The organism is Pectobacterium sp. 1950-15 (assembly GCF_037136835.1).
Taxonomy (GTDB): Bacteria; Pseudomonadota; Gammaproteobacteria; order Enterobacterales; family Enterobacteriaceae; genus Pectobacterium.
Map to the genome: position 1 here is coordinate 14,490 of NZ_JBBBQR010000016.1, position 13,786 is coordinate 28,275.

Sequence of the window (13,786 nt, forward strand, 5' to 3'; positions counted from 1 at the left end):
AGCGGTTTCTTCTTACTGTTCTTTTTGCTATCCAGTCCTTTGCTCATATCTTGCCTCGTTTAGATAAAAGGTTAGGTTGCCACTCCATTAACCTCCTGTGCGGGCCGAGATGCAAGTAGAAAATTGTTTTTGCTGTGTAAGAATGTAACCCGCGGAAAGGGATGTTTTCCGCGGGACAGGCGGCATAGGCTGGAATGAGGGAGAAGGCTATTTAGCCTTGGGTTCGTAGGGTAAACGTGAGAACTGGAGTGAGCGCTGGCGATAAAACATCACGCGTTCGCGAAAATAGTTACGCAGGTACTCGGGCTGTTCTCTCTCAACGGCCTCTGGAATGACCGGCATATTGTAACGCTCTTTGAAGGCAACGCCTGATGCTGCCAAATCCACGTTAACTTTATCCATATCCTCTTTGGACAATTCTGCCAGATTATATCCCATACCATTTTCTCCTGCCGGTTGATCACAGACTCATGTGCGCCACGGTAAAGTAGCAACAGAAAAATGGCAAGTGTTCGCCTTGTTATGTGGATGTTTATTATTCTCATTACGAAATGGGAATCATTTTTAATACAGGGTTTTCATAATTGATATAAACCGTTGTTGTTATTTTTGATAATAAAAATGATTCGCAGTAATATATCCCACTAAGATTTAAGTGATAACAAATATCAATAACAATTACTGCAATCTGTTGTTTTTATTGTTTATTTTGTTAATTCTCTCGTAATGTTAATAAAGTGTTTTTTATTTTATTTTTTCAGGCATAATGCCCTGAATAATTTCACCTGCCGGGAAAATAGGGAGTTAGCATGTTAAAAAAAGAAATGATTCAGAAGCTGAATGAGCAACTTAATCTGGAATTTTATTCCGCAAATTTGTATCTGCAGATGAGCGCATGGTGCGGTGACAAAGGTTTTGAAGGCGCATCCAGTTTCCTGAAAATACATTCTCAGGAAGAAATGCAGCATATGCAGCGCCTGTTTGACTATCTGGACGACACGGGAAGCCTGCCTGTATTAGGCGCGATTGCCGCACCGCCAATTGATTTCGATTCACTGGCTGATGTTTTCAAGCAGACCTATGAACACGAACAGCTGATTACAGCAAAAATTAATGAGCTGGCACATGCCGCGATGGCGTTGCAGGATTACTCCACGTTTAACTTCCTGCAATGGTACGTTGCTGAACAGCATGAAGAAGAGAAGCTGTTCCGTTCCATTCTGGACAAACTGGCTCTGGTCAAAGCCAGCGAAGGCGGCCTGTTCTTCATCGATCAGGACCTGAAAAAAATGTCTGCGGCGGCCCCATCAGCCTAGCGACAAGCGACGTTTCTGTCGGCCAATCATGATTTGAATGATGCGGGATACCGTTTTCTTTATCCCGCCATTTTCCCCCTCCTGAACGACCTTCCTGCTGGTCTCAGACCGCTAATGCTATTCCTGACGTCGTGCTCGACTTCATCTCCCTCTGTCGCTATGATCGCCTCAGTAGTGATATACAACATTTTGTTTTATAAGGTTTGAGTCTGTCTTTCTCTGATTCAGATAAGGCTGCAAAACTCACACACATCATTGTCTGAATACGCCATGTCGGGAATACCATGATGAAGAAATTCTTGCTATCTATCGTGCTTACCTCACTTTCTGTGAATGCTTTTGCTGCTGCCAAACTGGCAAATATCAGCCGGCTGGAATACGGCGATCGCTGGGCTTTCACGCGTGAAGAAGTTCAACTAATTTGCCGCCCTGGCAATGCGCTATACGCCTTACATACCGGGACGCTGATGCAATATCCGTTAAACGATGTTGCCATTGCGCAAATGAAATCCGGGCAGGTGAGTGCACAACCGATAGACGCCATCTGGCTTGACGATCCTAAACATCCCGGTCAGAAGAAAAGCCTTCAGCCATTTATCGAGCGTGCAGAGCAACTGTGTCAACCGGATGCGAAACCATGAAGTGATTGATTCATTTGTTAAATGTTAATTATTAATGCACTTGCGGTTAAGGCAAAGTGTGAAATCTGTTCCATTTGTGATAATTGCGAGCGGATTGAGGCTGGAAAACGTGGAGGAGTTGGCTAAGCTTAATTCTACAGGGCTAGTACAGCTTGTATAAATGCCAACTTTTAGCGCACGGCTCTCCCAAGAGCCATTTCCCTAGACTGAATACAGGAATCGTATTCAGTCTTTTTTTTGATTTAAAACGTTAATGGATGAAAAAGTACATTTAACCCGTAACTTTCTTGATTTATCCTTTTCTTCAGAGGTTGGCGAATTTAGCCGTGGAGAGGTCTTTTAAATAATTTAAAAATAAATGCTTGCTAAAGATATTTATACATGCGTTAATAGCTCGTCGGTTTGATTCGCAGACCTAAAAGCAGTTTAGTAAAGCAGTTCTCATCTCCAAGTGTTATCCATAGATATCCCTTCTTTTGAGCCTCCTTCTCGTTGCTAATTAAATTCTGTGCACAGGCCCTATTTGCCGGAAGGCGCTATATAAATTAAGGTAATTTCTATGTCTAATAAAATGACTGGTTTAGTAAAATGGTTTGACGCGGGTAAAGGTTTTGGTTTCATTACTCCTGACAACGGCAGCAAAGATGTATTCGTACATTTCTCTGCTATTCAGAGCAACGATTTCAAAACGCTGGACGAAGGCCAAAAGGTCGAGTTCACCATTGAAAATGGTCAGAAAGGCCCGGCAGCTGGCAACGTTGTCGCACTGTAAGAAGTCGCGCCGTAATAAAGCTGCACTATAAATTTGAAGTAATATTTTTCTTGCGATAGCGATGATGGTTTAAGCCGGAGCAGTCAAGAGAAGTAATAAAGAACCCCTAGCGTAAAGCTGGGGGTTTTTATTTGTGTCTCATACTAACCTTCAGCGGGTTTTATTTTCCGAACTCATCGTAAATTATGTCTTGCTTCGTATCACCTACAGATATTTACCCTCACTGGCTATTTCAGAGAGAATGAAATTAATTGTTCTCTTTTATTATAAGAATACCTTGTATCACGACTACATCGGCAGATTCCTGCCCGTTTGTAGCGATTCTCGGCTAAATTGATAGAACTCGACGTGATGGGAGGAAGCAATGACGGATAAACATATGAATACCAACCACAAGGATGAAAACGATCATCCGGCAAAAGACGCGCCGAAAGATCGAGGAGAGATTCCTCGCAAACGCGATGACAGCAAGGATGATGTTGAAGATCCCTTTAATGATAATGAGGATTAATAGGTTGTCGACAGACTGCTGTCGCCAATGCATTGCGGAAAATTAGTGCGTTTTTGTGGTTGCGGTGCCCGATGCGTCGGGGGTGAAATAGTCGCTGTCGTCCACAATTGGAATATAAATTCTGACCCACTCGGTACCTTCAACCATCTCCCAGCTATGTCCTTCCCCCTGCGTATCGGCGGCAATCAACACCGTTCCGGGAGAAAGCAGGAAAGTAGAACCATCGCTGACCCTAAATTTCAACGTACCCTTTAGCGTGATGACATATTGCTTGCGTGGGGCTGGATGGACGTTCATCTCCCAGGCTTCCGTGGAGTTACTGAGCCAAAATTTCTGTGCGGTGATTTTTTCCAGCGCTGGCACGCTGCCTGTTACGAAGGCCGAGTGATTGTCGGGCGTATTGATTAGTTTGATGGCCGGTATCCGTTTTTCCTCTGCATGAGGTGAGGGAGGCGCTGTGGAATAAGCCGTAACGGAAAACCATAATCCAGCAAGCGCCAGAAGAAAACGCGATGTCTTTTTCATTTAAATAAAATCCATATTATCTATGCCCGATAAGCAGGCAACCCTATATATGTCAGCCGTCTCTGTGTACGTCTTACAACGTCGGGGATGGTACTGCTGGGGGGGATCCTTCACCAGATGGTTAAAGCAATCACACTAATTGGTATCTCGCTTGATTTGTTTGTATTTTATTCAAACAAGGAGGGGGAAGAATCGGCAGGTGGGGGCAAGATTGGGAAAGCGGTGCGACAGAGGAGCCCTTAGGCTCCCTGGCGTCGGGCACGATTTATTTGTACAGAATCGCGGTGCCGCGTAATTGATTGTTACCGGTAGCGGAAACGATGCGATATGACGATGCCCCAGCTTTTTTGGCTTTTTGAGCAACCTGTGCTTCGAAACCGTCTAACGTTTTTGCACCGCTAACAGAAACGGTCGCGATTTCTTGTGCTGCAAAAGCACCGAAAGACAAAGTAGAAAGTGCGATAACTGCGATAAAATTTTTGATGCTTTTCATGGTTCATTCCTTCACGTTTTATGGTGTTAATTAGGCGTATTGCCTTGATGTGGGAAATCATAGCGCCATGCTCTGGCAATGAATATCAGAGAGATTTGTTATTCTTTTTCAAAAATATTGTTCTTTATTGGCTGTGCCATTCATTCTCGTTCCGCAGTAGGATGAAACCTGTGAATACTCATCGGTAGATAAAGGGAAGAGACATGCAGATTTCAGTCAGCCGTCTGATGGCGACGGTGCAAAGCGTATTGCAAAAAGCAGGATGTGAAGAAAACGAAGCCCGTATTGTCACCGAACACCTTGTGACCGCGAACCTGAAAGGGCATGACAGCCATGGCGTGGGGATGCTGCCGCACTATGTGGAGTTTATCGGGAAAGGTATCATGCACCCGAATTCCCCGGCGCGTTTACTGCGCGACAGCGGGGCGGTGCTGCAATTTACCGGCGATCGCGGCTTTGGTCAGCGTACGGGCAAAGACGCGATGCAGGCGGCCATTGATCGCGTGAAAACGACGGGCGTGTGTTTAATGACGCTGTCGTCTACCTGCCATTTGGGACGTATCGGCACCTATGGGGAAATGGCGGCGGATGCCGGGCTCGTGTCGATACATTTCGTCAATGTTAACGATCTCGACCCGATTGTGGCGCCCTGGTGTGGCAGTGAAGCCCGTTTCGGGACGAACCCTATCTGCATTGCGTTCCCGTCAACGGAGCATAACGCGGCCTTTATCCTGGATTTCGCCACCAGCGTGGTTGCGCTGGGGAAAACCCGTGTTGCGTATCTGGCAGGCAACACGTTTGATGAAGAGGTCATGCTGGATTGTCACGGCGTGTCTACTAACGATCCGAAAGTCATGTGGGAAGGCGAGAAGCACGGAGCCTTAAAACCGATTGCGAAACATAAAGGCGGTGGATTGATTTTAGCAGCTGAAATGCTGGCGGGATTGCTTTCTGGCGGTGGAACCATTCAACCGGAAAATGAACGTCAGGGCGCGATAGTGAATAACATGACGACGATTGTTATCGATCCCGCCAGTATGGTTTCCATGGCGTGGCTGCAAAAAGAATATGATGCGATGCTGGACTATGTTCGCTCTTCAGCGGCGCCCGATCCGGCACAGCCTATTTTAATTGCTGGTGAACCAGAGCGTATTTCTCAGGCGCAGCGCCACGCAGACGGTATTTATCTGTCCGATCAAGAGTGGCAGAAAATCGTGGAGGCGGGGGTATCACTGGGGATGAATCCGGCCGAGTTTGCGTCAATGGCATAGTATTACTCAGGAGAAGGAAATAATCGGGGGACGATGCTGATGCGGGGATGGTTGATATTTGCGGTGATACTGGGGGCGTTAGTGGCGCTGGCACCCTGGCTCCAACGCCAACTCCCACCTGGTTACGATCCCTTCTCTCCGCTGTCCGTCGATGACCCGCCTACGTTTATCACCCGACTGAAAATGAAATCTGTCGCCAACGATCCTGAGGCCTGTCTGGCGGTGTTAAAACAGGCACAGGAAAACGGGCGGCTACGCTTCTCCGAGGCTAATGATATTAGTGGCCAATGTCCGGTGGTGTCGCCCGTTCGGGTACAAAATTTTGGCGCGGTCGTGCTGAGTTCCAGTTTCCTTGCCAGCTGTCCGCTGGCGTTGAGTAGCACCATGTTTGTGGCGCAGGTTGCGATACCGCAGGCGCAATCGCTCGGTTCGTCGCTGGCGCGTATCGACCATATGGGCAGCTACGCCTGTCGCAATGTCTATCATCGGCCGGAAGGGCGTTTGAGTGAGCACGCGACGGCGGACGCGTGGGATATCGCGGCGTTTCGCCTCTCTGATGGACGGCAGGTGAGCGTCCTGAATCAGTGGTCGGCAACGGACGACCGTGGCAGCTATTTACGCTCTACGTTCAGGGAAAGCTGTCGCTTTTTCGGTAATTCGCTAGGGCCGGAATACAACGCCGCACACGCTAATCACTTTCATTTTGGTATGCGCGGTTTTGGCGTGTGTCGATGAGATGACTTAAGTGGGAAAACTAAAAATCAGCGTACTCCTGAGCGGGAATCCAGAAGCCATCGATATACTCTTCGATGGGGAAGCAGCCAGCGCGACGCAGGCGTTGTTCGTCCATCGCTTGCAGACACTGCGCTTCGGTGTTGTAGGCGCCGACGACTACATCGTCACAGCCATGCCCGAGATAACAAACAAATATCACTAACGCAAACATGCCGTTCTCCAGACATTACTGATTCTCTCTAGAGATGATAGATGAAAATCCGTGAGGAAAGAGGGAACGTACGGTTCATCAGGTGGTTTTATACCCACCTGATGCAGAAACCGCATTTATTCTTTAGGAAGTGGTTGGGCGGAAGATGCGCCATCTCGCACTAAATCGCGCGGCAGGCTGTTTTTTATCCGGCTATTGATGCGTTTGGCCAGACCGACGGGCGTGTTCTGGTAGGTTAAAATCAGCTCATCCGCCGCAGGGAGCGGTTCGGGATAACAGTCTTTGCCTTGGAACCACTCGCAGGCAATGTCATCGGTCAGTGCGTAGGCATTATTTGCGTTTGGATCGGCCAGAGCGACAATCGCTTCATGTTGCCAGCGGAAACCTTTAGGGAAGCGTTCGGCGAGTTTAATGCCAATACGTGAGAATTTGATATTGCCAAAGGCGGAGGCCAGCGCCGCAGGGAAAAGCCAGATCTCGCTATCACGCTGCCACAGTTGCAGTAACGTCTCATCCCAATGAATACCCTGCTTACGCGCCGCCTGTATGAGTGGCGTGCAATCTTTGGGGGCAACCTGAGAGAACGGGAATTTACCGACTTTATAACCCGGACGCGGCAGCGGCGGTATGCTAGCGGTCTTCCGCAGACGGGCAACAAAGAAGCCTTCGCTGTCATAAATTTGTGGGAAGACGTGCAGGAAGCCGTCTCCTGTTGTGGCGCGCTCGGCATCGGTGAAGAGATCGTGTAACGATTCAAACTCACAGGCGTCGGGAAACTGTGCCTGTAGCCAATGACAGACCTGCTGATTTTCCTGCCTATTCAGCGTACAGGTGGAGTAAATCATTACGCCGCCGGGCTTCAGGGCATGGAACGCGCTCAGAATCAGGTCGCGCTGCGTGGCGGCAATCTCGGTAATGCTCTCTTGCGACCAGTGGCTCATCGCCGCTGGATCCTTACGCACGACGCCTTCACCGGAACATGGCGCATCCAGCAGTATCGCATCAAAATACTCCGGCAACGCTGCACCGAAAACCCGCCCATCGAAGTGTGTCATCGCGGTATTGGTGACGCCACAGCGGCTGATATTGGCATGCAATACCTTTACCCGGCTGGCCGAATACTCATTGGCGACGATAGCCCCTTCATTATTCAGCCGAGCTGCGATCTGCGTTGTTTTAGAACCCGGCGCGGCCGCGACGTCCAAAACCGTTTCCAGCGCATCGTTGCGGTGGAACAGCGCGCTAACGGGCAGCATGGAACTGGCTTCCTGAATGTAAAACAACCCGCTCAGGTGCTCCAGTGTATTGCCTAGCCGCGTATTTTCCTCTTCCGCATTCAGCAGCCAGAAACCTTCCTGACACCAGGGAATCGGCTCAAGCTGCCAGCCGTAGGGTTGCACGAGCCGAAGAAAGGCCTCGACGCTGATTTTTAACGTATTGACGCGAATGCTCCGGCGCAGCGGACGCTGGCAGGCGGCAATGAAATCGTCCATCGAAAGCGATGAAGGCATGATGTCTCGCATCGTGTCGAGAAATTCAGCAGGCAGGTTGGCTGGAGTAAATTTTGCCACGGCGTGGTTCCGTACAGGTTATTCAGTAAAACGAGGGGAAGAAGCGGCGAAGTGTAGCACGGATCTTTCATGCATCATGCGAAAACGACAAGACGGCACGTGAAAACGACAGGGCGATCGCCGTCGCCCTGTCAGGTGTGTGCGTTAATTATTAGGGGGATTTGGAATCGCCGTACCCCATTGTCGCCACTCTTTAGGTTCCTCGTTTCGTAGCAGGAAATGTTTCCCTTCCTGTGCCTTAGGCGCAAGCGGTGTGCTAGGCGGCGTGGCGAAAGCGATACCGCCGCGAATAAACTGCTGGAAGGTTCCGCTCTTGATGACGCCGCCAACCAATCCGAATTCCAGGTTGTAACCCGAAGCCTGCCAGAAGACGGAATTATCGCGCACCAAATGCTGATAGCGTTTGCTGATGCGTAGCGATACGGCAATACGGTCGGAGAGCGTGCCCAGTGACAGCCCGGTTACCGTACCGACTTCAATGCCGCGGAACAGCACAGGCGTACCGACCTGCAACGCGCCCGCTTCCGGTGCGTCAACGCTGATATTCAGGCCGTCCTGATAGCGAGAATCGGAGATAGTGGCCTGTTGCAGCTCAAAATTGCGCGTGACGCTGCCGTTACCCGGTTCGACGTTGATATAGGGCTGGAATAGCGTTTCCAGATGGTTCACGCCAGCGGCGGAAATTTCCGGTGTGACGACGGAAAAACGCGTGCCGGCACGGGCGAAATTACGCACATATTCAGGATAGAGCACGGCCTGCACCAGCACTTCGTTACGCTGTTCGGACAGTTTCAGCGAATCTAACTGACCGATATCAATACCCAGATAACGAATCGGCATGCCCGGCGCGAGCTTACTGGCGTCGTAGGTGCGCAGAATGATGCGGCTGCCCACGGCGCGCGCCGCCGTTTCGTTGTTGTACAGGACGCGTTTGCCGCCTTTAATTTCCGGTGCGCCTTCCAGGTTATCAAAACTGATAGCCCCCTTAAGCGCCCGATTCAGCGGGGAAGCCTGCACGGTCAGACCCGAGGTATTCAACTGCACACGGGCGCCGCCTTCTGCCCAGAACACGCTGTTTTCCGTCAGTAGCTTGCGGTGTTCGGGACGAATATAAACGTCAACCTCAAAGGTATCCGCCTTTGGCCGCACCCGCATGATTTCACCTACCTGGAATTTACGGTACAGCACGATGGAACCGTCCTGAATATCCGGCAGGCTATCGGTCACTAAGGTGAGGGTAGGTGAGGGGGTGGAACCGCGAATGCCTTCCTCGGCTTTTTCGAGATCGCTGAACAGTGGGTAACGGGTCTGCACGTCGCCTTTGCTGCCCGGTAAAACCTGAATGCCGCCGTTGACCCACTCTTGGGCGCTAGCGCCCAACACTTGAATCCCATCCAGCCCCATTTTCACATTTACGCGACTGTTAACGATGAATTTGCTGTCGCGGTGCAATAGCTGGCGATATCGTGGCTCGATCACCAAAATGAAGCTGACGCCTTGTTCATCGAGCGTGCGCTTCACCACCTGACCAATCTGGACGCCGTGCAGCAGCACGGGTTGGCCGCTATCAATGCCGTAGCTTTGTGCCGCCGTGAGCTGAATAGAAAGCGCGCCAGGCTGGGTGAGCTGCTGTTGCCCGCTATCCAGCACGGTAAAATGCTGGTGAGGTTCGCCTTCACCCGGGATGAGCGTCAGCGTTGGGCCGCTTAGCAGGCGTGAAACATTCAGGTCGCTGAGTGAAAGCTGAGGCTTGCTGAGTTCGATACGTGTGCCTTCACGCATCAGCGAAACCACGGAAGGATCGATGATCAGCTCTCCGCTGACCTTGCCGTCGTCCGGGTTCAAGGTGATTTTATTCAGCGTGCCGACTTCCAAACCCTGATACATCAGCGGGGTGCGGCCTTCGGATAGACTGTCGCCGGAAGGTAAATCCAGCGCGATTTTTACCCCGCGCTGGCTTTGCGCCAGATCGGGATAGAGGCGGTAGGATTGTTCGGCACCCGCGTCTTCGCTCTCTTCCGGCGAATCGAACGCGATTGCACCATTAACCAGCGCCGCCAGATTCTCCATCTCAATTTTCGCACCGCTGACGCTGATGTCCGCATTAAAGCCAGACACGTTCCAGAAGCGGCTGTTCTTCTTCACCAGATGGGTGAAACGGCGTTCCACCAGCACGTCAATCATGACCCCACGACGATCCTGAGAAACCGTATAGTCGTAGACTTTTCCCACCGGGATTTTGCGGTAGTAAACCAGCGAACCGGTGTTCAGTGAACCGAGGTCGTCCGCATAGAGATGAATTAGCAATTCACCGGTGTTCACGCGGTACTTGGGCTGCGTGTCCAGCGCGGAAAAGTGCTCTTGCGGATCGCCAGAGCCGGGCATCATACCGATGTAGTTACCGCCCACCAGCGCATCCAGTCCTGACACCCCAGCGAGAGACGCTTTCGGGGTAACCAGCCAGAACTGCGTACCGCTGCGCAACGCTTCCTTCATATCGCTTTTGATACTGGCTTCGACCTGAATGGTACGCAGGTCTTCGCTCAGTTTGATATTTTGCACCGTGCCGACTTCTACCCCCTGATAGCGCACGGGAGTACGCCCGGCGACAATCCCGTCAGCGGAGACGAAATCAATGGTGACGGAGGCCCCACGCTCCTGCTGATTGGTGTAAATCAGCCAGCCGGCAATCATCAGAGCAATCAGCGGCAGCAGCCAGAATGGCGACAGGCGACGCTTGTTTTTCACCGTCGCTTCGGTTGGTGTCCCGGACGTATTATCTTGCATTGTTATTCCACATCAGTGTTATCCCACATCAGTCGGCTATCCAGCCATTCAACGGCAAGGATAGTGAGAATCACCGCCGCGCCAAAGTAAAAAGCAGCAGGCCCCATGGTGAAAGCGAGTAATTGATCGCGATTGACAAGCGACATCGTCAGGGCAATCACAAATAAATCGAGCATAGACCAGCGGCCAATCCAGCGGATAACGCGCAGCATCTTCATGCGCATCATGATATTGCCTTCTGACCGGAGATGGATACTGACCAGCAGCCCGAACAGCACCATCACTTTAGTAAACGGCACCAGAATACTGGCAATAAACACCACCAGCGCAACAGGAACATTGCCTGATGCGAGCGAAAGAATGCCGGAGAAGATCGTGTCTTCTGTACGGGCGCCGTTGACATAAATAATTGATATGGGCAACAGGTTAGCGGGGAACAGTAAAATGATGGAAGCAATCAGTGCTGCCCAGGATTTTTGCAGACTGTGCCGCTGGCGTAAGCGAAGCGGAATATGGCAACGAGGGCAACGCCCCCGATTGTCAGGCGAACTGGTGAAATGGCAGGAAAGGCAGATTCGATAGCGATCTGGCGAAATCAATGGCCTCATGCGCGGGTAAAACCGTTGCCAAAGCTGGTCGGTATTTAAGTGAATCAGCGTCAACAGACTTAAGCTCATCAGCGCCAGAAAGGCGACCAGCCCGATACCCGCCTGAACATCCGCGAATTCACGGACTTTGATCGCAGCGACGGCCATACCGACCAGATAGATATCCAGCATCATCCACTCTTTTAACCGTTGCAACATGAGCAGGATGGGGCGCAGATTCATGCCGATTCGGGGGGCAAAGAACAGGTATAACAGCGAAAAGACCAGCGTGAGCGGCGCACCAACGGTACAGAAGGCGACCATGCTTGCCGTGAGCGGATGCCCCTGGCGGGTGATCTGCCAAATGCCTTCAAACAGGCTGGCATTGATGGTGACGCCCAGAAGACGAATACTGATTAACGGTTCAGTGAAGGCAAACGGCATCAATACCAGCATGGCAACGGCCATTGCAGCCAGTCGAGAAATCGGCCAGTCTCTGCCCGAGCTGACTTTGGCATCGCAGCGTGGACAGTTCGCTGTCTGGTTACGCTTCAACGACGGTAGCGCAAAAAAAGCATCACATTCTGGGCAACGATGATAACGATCGATCGCAGGTACAGACCTTTTCGCCCCCTCGGTTAACGGCGGTCGGGGAGAAGGAAACGGCGCAGGACTGGCGATAGTCTGTATTTTCATTTTTCCTGCGATCCGGTAGAAGGTGTTGAGTTCCGTTATATTCACGATAGATAACGTATTCACAGCTATTTAGTGTAACTGAAGGCTCAACGAATGATAAATTCATATAAGGCTCTGATCTCTGCCCGATATTATTTTTCAGGTGGAAATAGCACGATATGCGTGACAGCGTTACAGTAAAGCGAATGATTCTTCGCGCGAAGGCGCTAATCTTATGGCATTCTGTAACCGATGCTAATGCAGTCTGTGCGGGAATTGTTCGCACTGTGTTGAAAAGACAACGATATACTTTATGAATAAACAAGAATTTTATCAGGATCTCATTCGCGACATGTCATCGCTTATCGCGGATGAAAACCGTTTTATTACGATCTTATCAAACAGTAGTGCGCTGCTGTTTGAGCGTTTGGATGGGGTTAACTGGGCAGGATTTTACCTGTTGGATAACGACACGCTTTTCCTGGGGCCGTTTCAGGGCAAGGTTGCCTGTGTGCGTATTCCTGTTGGCAAAGGTGTATGCGGTACGGCGATAGCTGAAAATCGCATTCAGCGCGTGGATGATGTTCATGCGTTCCCCGGTCATATCGCCTGTGATGCCGCGAGTAATGCGGAAATCGTGCTACCGCTTGTCGTTAACGGGCAACTGATTGGCGTTCTGGATATTGACAGTACCCTTTATCAGCGTTTTGACGCGGATGATGAAGAAGGTCTGAAGGCCGTGGTTAGCGTACTTTGTGCTCAACTGGAAGCGAGCGATGTGATGACATTCATCAATTCTCTCATGTTGAGACAAGGTTAACGTGGCAATTGCCGATGGCGTCATTATAATGACGCCTGTTCATGCCTGCGCCGGTTGGCAAACCCGTTGTAATCAGGAAATTTCATGGAAAATCAACCTAAGTTGAACAGTAGTAAAGAAGTTATTGCCTTTTTGGCAGAGCGGTTCCCGCTTTGTTTCACCACTGAAGGTGAAACTCGTCCGTTAAAGATCGGTATTTTTCAAGATCTTGTTGAGCGTGTACCGGAGTCCGATAACGTCAGTAAGACGCAATTACGCTCTGCGCTGCGTCTTTATACCTCAAGCTGGCGCTATCTGTACGGTGTAAAATTGGGTGCCCAACGTGTCGATCTGGATGGTAATCCGTGCGGCGAGTTGGAACAGCAGCATGTCGATCATGCCCGCACGCAGTTGGAAGAAGCGAAAGCGCGAGTTCAGGCTCAGCGCGCTGAGCAGCAGGCGAAAAAACGTGAAGCAGCCGGAGAATCGGCAGATGCGGCACGTACTCCTCGTCCCGCTCAGAAGCGTGCGCCACGTCGCGATGCTTCAAGCAATGCACCGCAAAACAATGCGTCTCAAAACCGTGCGTCTCAAAACCGTGCACCGCGTAAACCACGTCAGCCTTCTTCCGACCAATCGCAGTCCTCTTCTCAGCAATCAGCCAATGCTCAATCTCGTCAGGCAAAACCTGCCAGCAATGAGCGTCAGCGGGTCGCGGTTACGGATGTTTCCAAACTGCAAATCGGTCAGGAAATCAAAGTCAGAGCCGGCAAAGACGCCATGGATGCCACCGTGCTTGAAATTGCCAAAGGCGAAGTCAGAGTACAATTGGCTTCTGGACTGGCAATGATTGTACGCGCAGAACATTTGCAGTTCTGATACGGAGGCCAAC

The 13,786-nt window shown here is 50.7% G+C and carries 15 protein-coding genes; 8 read left to right on the top strand and 7 right to left on the bottom strand.

Annotated elements, in window-relative coordinates; all coding sequences use genetic code 11:
- Positions 1-207: 207 nt before the first annotated feature.
- Positions 208-438 (bottom strand): DNA polymerase III subunit theta, encoded by a 231-nt coding sequence (locus WCT94_RS16505; protein WP_319847546.1) that lies wholly within the window; start codon positions 436-438, stop codon positions 208-210.
- Positions 439-809: 371 nt separating this feature from the next.
- Here WCT94_RS16505 and ftnA point away from each other — a divergent pair, with 371 nt between their 5' ends.
- The 4 genes from ftnA to WCT94_RS16525 all read left to right on the top strand — a co-directional run bounded on the left by ftnA (position 810) and on the right by WCT94_RS16525 (position 3,240).
- A complete protein-coding gene (gene ftnA, locus WCT94_RS16510) occupies positions 810-1,316 on the top strand; it encodes a non-heme ferritin (protein ID WP_336870437.1) in 507 nt (168 codons plus the stop codon).
- A gap of 284 nt (positions 1,317-1,600) precedes the next feature.
- Positions 1,601-1,957, top strand: a complete 357-nt coding sequence (locus WCT94_RS16515) for a YebY family protein (protein ID WP_015840083.1) — start codon at positions 1,601-1,603, stop codon at positions 1,955-1,957.
- 559 nt (positions 1,958-2,516) lie between these two features.
- The gene (gene cspG, locus WCT94_RS16520) at positions 2,517-2,729 is read left to right on the top strand and encodes a cold shock protein CspG (RefSeq protein WP_010275831.1); all 213 of its coding nucleotides are present in this window, start codon (positions 2,517-2,519) and stop codon (positions 2,727-2,729) included.
- Positions 2,730-3,093: 364 nt separating this feature from the next.
- Positions 3,094-3,240 carry a hypothetical protein gene (locus tag WCT94_RS16525; protein ID WP_336870439.1) on the top strand — a complete coding sequence of 49 codons (147 nt, stop codon included), beginning with the start codon at positions 3,094-3,096 and terminating at the stop codon, positions 3,238-3,240.
- A gap of 42 nt (positions 3,241-3,282) precedes the next feature.
- Here the strand turns inward: WCT94_RS16525 and WCT94_RS16530 are convergent, their stop codons facing one another.
- Entirely contained in the window at positions 3,283-3,765 is a 483-nt protein-coding gene (locus WCT94_RS16530) for a hypothetical protein (RefSeq protein ID WP_336870441.1), read from the bottom strand.
- Between the two features lie 265 nt (positions 3,766-4,030).
- A complete protein-coding gene (locus WCT94_RS16535; RefSeq protein WP_319847551.1) occupies positions 4,031-4,258 on the bottom strand; it encodes a YdgH/BhsA/McbA-like domain containing protein in 228 nt (75 codons plus the stop codon).
- Positions 4,259-4,461: 203 nt separating this feature from the next.
- Between WCT94_RS16535 and WCT94_RS16540 the strand changes: the two genes are divergently transcribed.
- A complete protein-coding gene (locus tag WCT94_RS16540; protein ID WP_336870444.1) occupies positions 4,462-5,529 on the top strand; it encodes a malate/lactate/ureidoglycolate dehydrogenase in 1,068 nt (355 codons plus the stop codon).
- A gap of 39 nt (positions 5,530-5,568) precedes the next feature.
- Entirely contained in the window at positions 5,569-6,264 is a 696-nt protein-coding gene (locus WCT94_RS16545) for an extensin-like domain-containing protein (protein WP_336870445.1), read from the top strand.
- A gap of 19 nt (positions 6,265-6,283) precedes the next feature.
- Here WCT94_RS16545 and WCT94_RS16550 read toward each other — a convergent pair whose 3' ends face one another.
- The 4 genes from WCT94_RS16550 to yebS form a co-directional block, all read right to left on the bottom strand.
- Positions 6,284-6,475 (bottom strand): YebW family protein, encoded by a 192-nt coding sequence (locus WCT94_RS16550; RefSeq protein WP_015840090.1) that lies wholly within the window; start codon positions 6,473-6,475, stop codon positions 6,284-6,286.
- 116 nt (positions 6,476-6,591) lie between these two features.
- Positions 6,592-8,046 carry a 16S rRNA (cytosine(1407)-C(5))-methyltransferase RsmF gene (gene rsmF, locus WCT94_RS16555; protein WP_336870446.1) on the bottom strand — a complete coding sequence of 485 codons (1,455 nt, stop codon included), beginning with the start codon at positions 8,044-8,046 and terminating at the stop codon, positions 6,592-6,594.
- A gap of 144 nt (positions 8,047-8,190) precedes the next feature.
- On the bottom strand, positions 8,191-10,833 hold the full coding sequence (locus WCT94_RS16560) for a PqiB family protein (protein ID WP_336870448.1): 2,643 nt from the start codon (positions 10,831-10,833) through the stop codon (positions 8,191-8,193).
- Positions 10,834-10,835: 2 nt separating this feature from the next.
- Positions 10,836-12,116 (bottom strand): membrane integrity lipid transport subunit YebS, encoded by a 1,281-nt coding sequence (yebS, locus tag WCT94_RS16565; RefSeq protein ID WP_336870450.1) that lies wholly within the window; start codon positions 12,114-12,116, stop codon positions 10,836-10,838.
- A 292-nt stretch (positions 12,117-12,408) separates the two neighbouring features.
- On the opposite strand from yebS, the gene WCT94_RS16570 reads away from it, so the two are divergent.
- Both WCT94_RS16570 and proQ read left to right on the top strand, forming a co-directional pair.
- Positions 12,409-12,915 carry a GAF domain-containing protein gene (locus WCT94_RS16570; protein WP_319847557.1) on the top strand — a complete coding sequence of 169 codons (507 nt, stop codon included), beginning with the start codon at positions 12,409-12,411 and terminating at the stop codon, positions 12,913-12,915.
- 84 nt (positions 12,916-12,999) lie between these two features.
- Positions 13,000-13,773 (top strand): RNA chaperone ProQ, encoded by a 774-nt coding sequence (gene proQ, locus WCT94_RS16575; protein WP_336870453.1) that lies wholly within the window; start codon positions 13,000-13,002, stop codon positions 13,771-13,773.
- Positions 13,774-13,786: the final 13 nt, after the last annotated feature.

Bases quoted from the DNA above. Each gene is read 5' to 3' on its own strand.
- WCT94_RS16505 (WP_319847546.1), bottom strand. From the start codon at position 438: ATGGGATATAATCTGGCAGAATTGTCCAAAGAGGATATGGATAAAGTT.
- ftnA (WP_336870437.1), top strand. From the start codon at position 810: ATGTTAAAAAAAGAAATGATTCAGAAGCTGAATGAGCAACTTAATCTG.
- WCT94_RS16515 (WP_015840083.1), top strand. From the start codon at position 1,601: ATGATGAAGAAATTCTTGCTATCTATCGTGCTTACCTCACTTTCTGTG.
- cspG (WP_010275831.1), top strand. From the start codon at position 2,517: ATGTCTAATAAAATGACTGGTTTAGTAAAATGGTTTGACGCGGGTAAA.
- WCT94_RS16525 (WP_336870439.1), top strand. From the start codon at position 3,094: ATGACGGATAAACATATGAATACCAACCACAAGGATGAAAACGATCAT.
- WCT94_RS16530 (WP_336870441.1), bottom strand. From the start codon at position 3,765: ATGAAAAAGACATCGCGTTTTCTTCTGGCGCTTGCTGGATTATGGTTT.
- WCT94_RS16535 (WP_319847551.1), bottom strand. From the start codon at position 4,258: ATGAAAAGCATCAAAAATTTTATCGCAGTTATCGCACTTTCTACTTTG.
- WCT94_RS16540 (WP_336870444.1), top strand. From the start codon at position 4,462: ATGCAGATTTCAGTCAGCCGTCTGATGGCGACGGTGCAAAGCGTATTG.
- WCT94_RS16545 (WP_336870445.1), top strand. From the start codon at position 5,569: ATGCGGGGATGGTTGATATTTGCGGTGATACTGGGGGCGTTAGTGGCG.
- WCT94_RS16550 (WP_015840090.1), bottom strand. From the start codon at position 6,475: ATGTTTGCGTTAGTGATATTTGTTTGTTATCTCGGGCATGGCTGTGAC.
- WCT94_RS16560 (WP_336870448.1), bottom strand. From the start codon at position 10,833: ATGCAAGATAATACGTCCGGGACACCAACCGAAGCGACGGTGAAAAAC.
- yebS (WP_336870450.1), bottom strand. From the start codon at position 12,116: ATGAAAATACAGACTATCGCCAGTCCTGCGCCGTTTCCTTCTCCCCGA.
- WCT94_RS16570 (WP_319847557.1), top strand. From the start codon at position 12,409: ATGAATAAACAAGAATTTTATCAGGATCTCATTCGCGACATGTCATCG.
- proQ (WP_336870453.1), top strand. From the start codon at position 13,000: ATGGAAAATCAACCTAAGTTGAACAGTAGTAAAGAAGTTATTGCCTTT.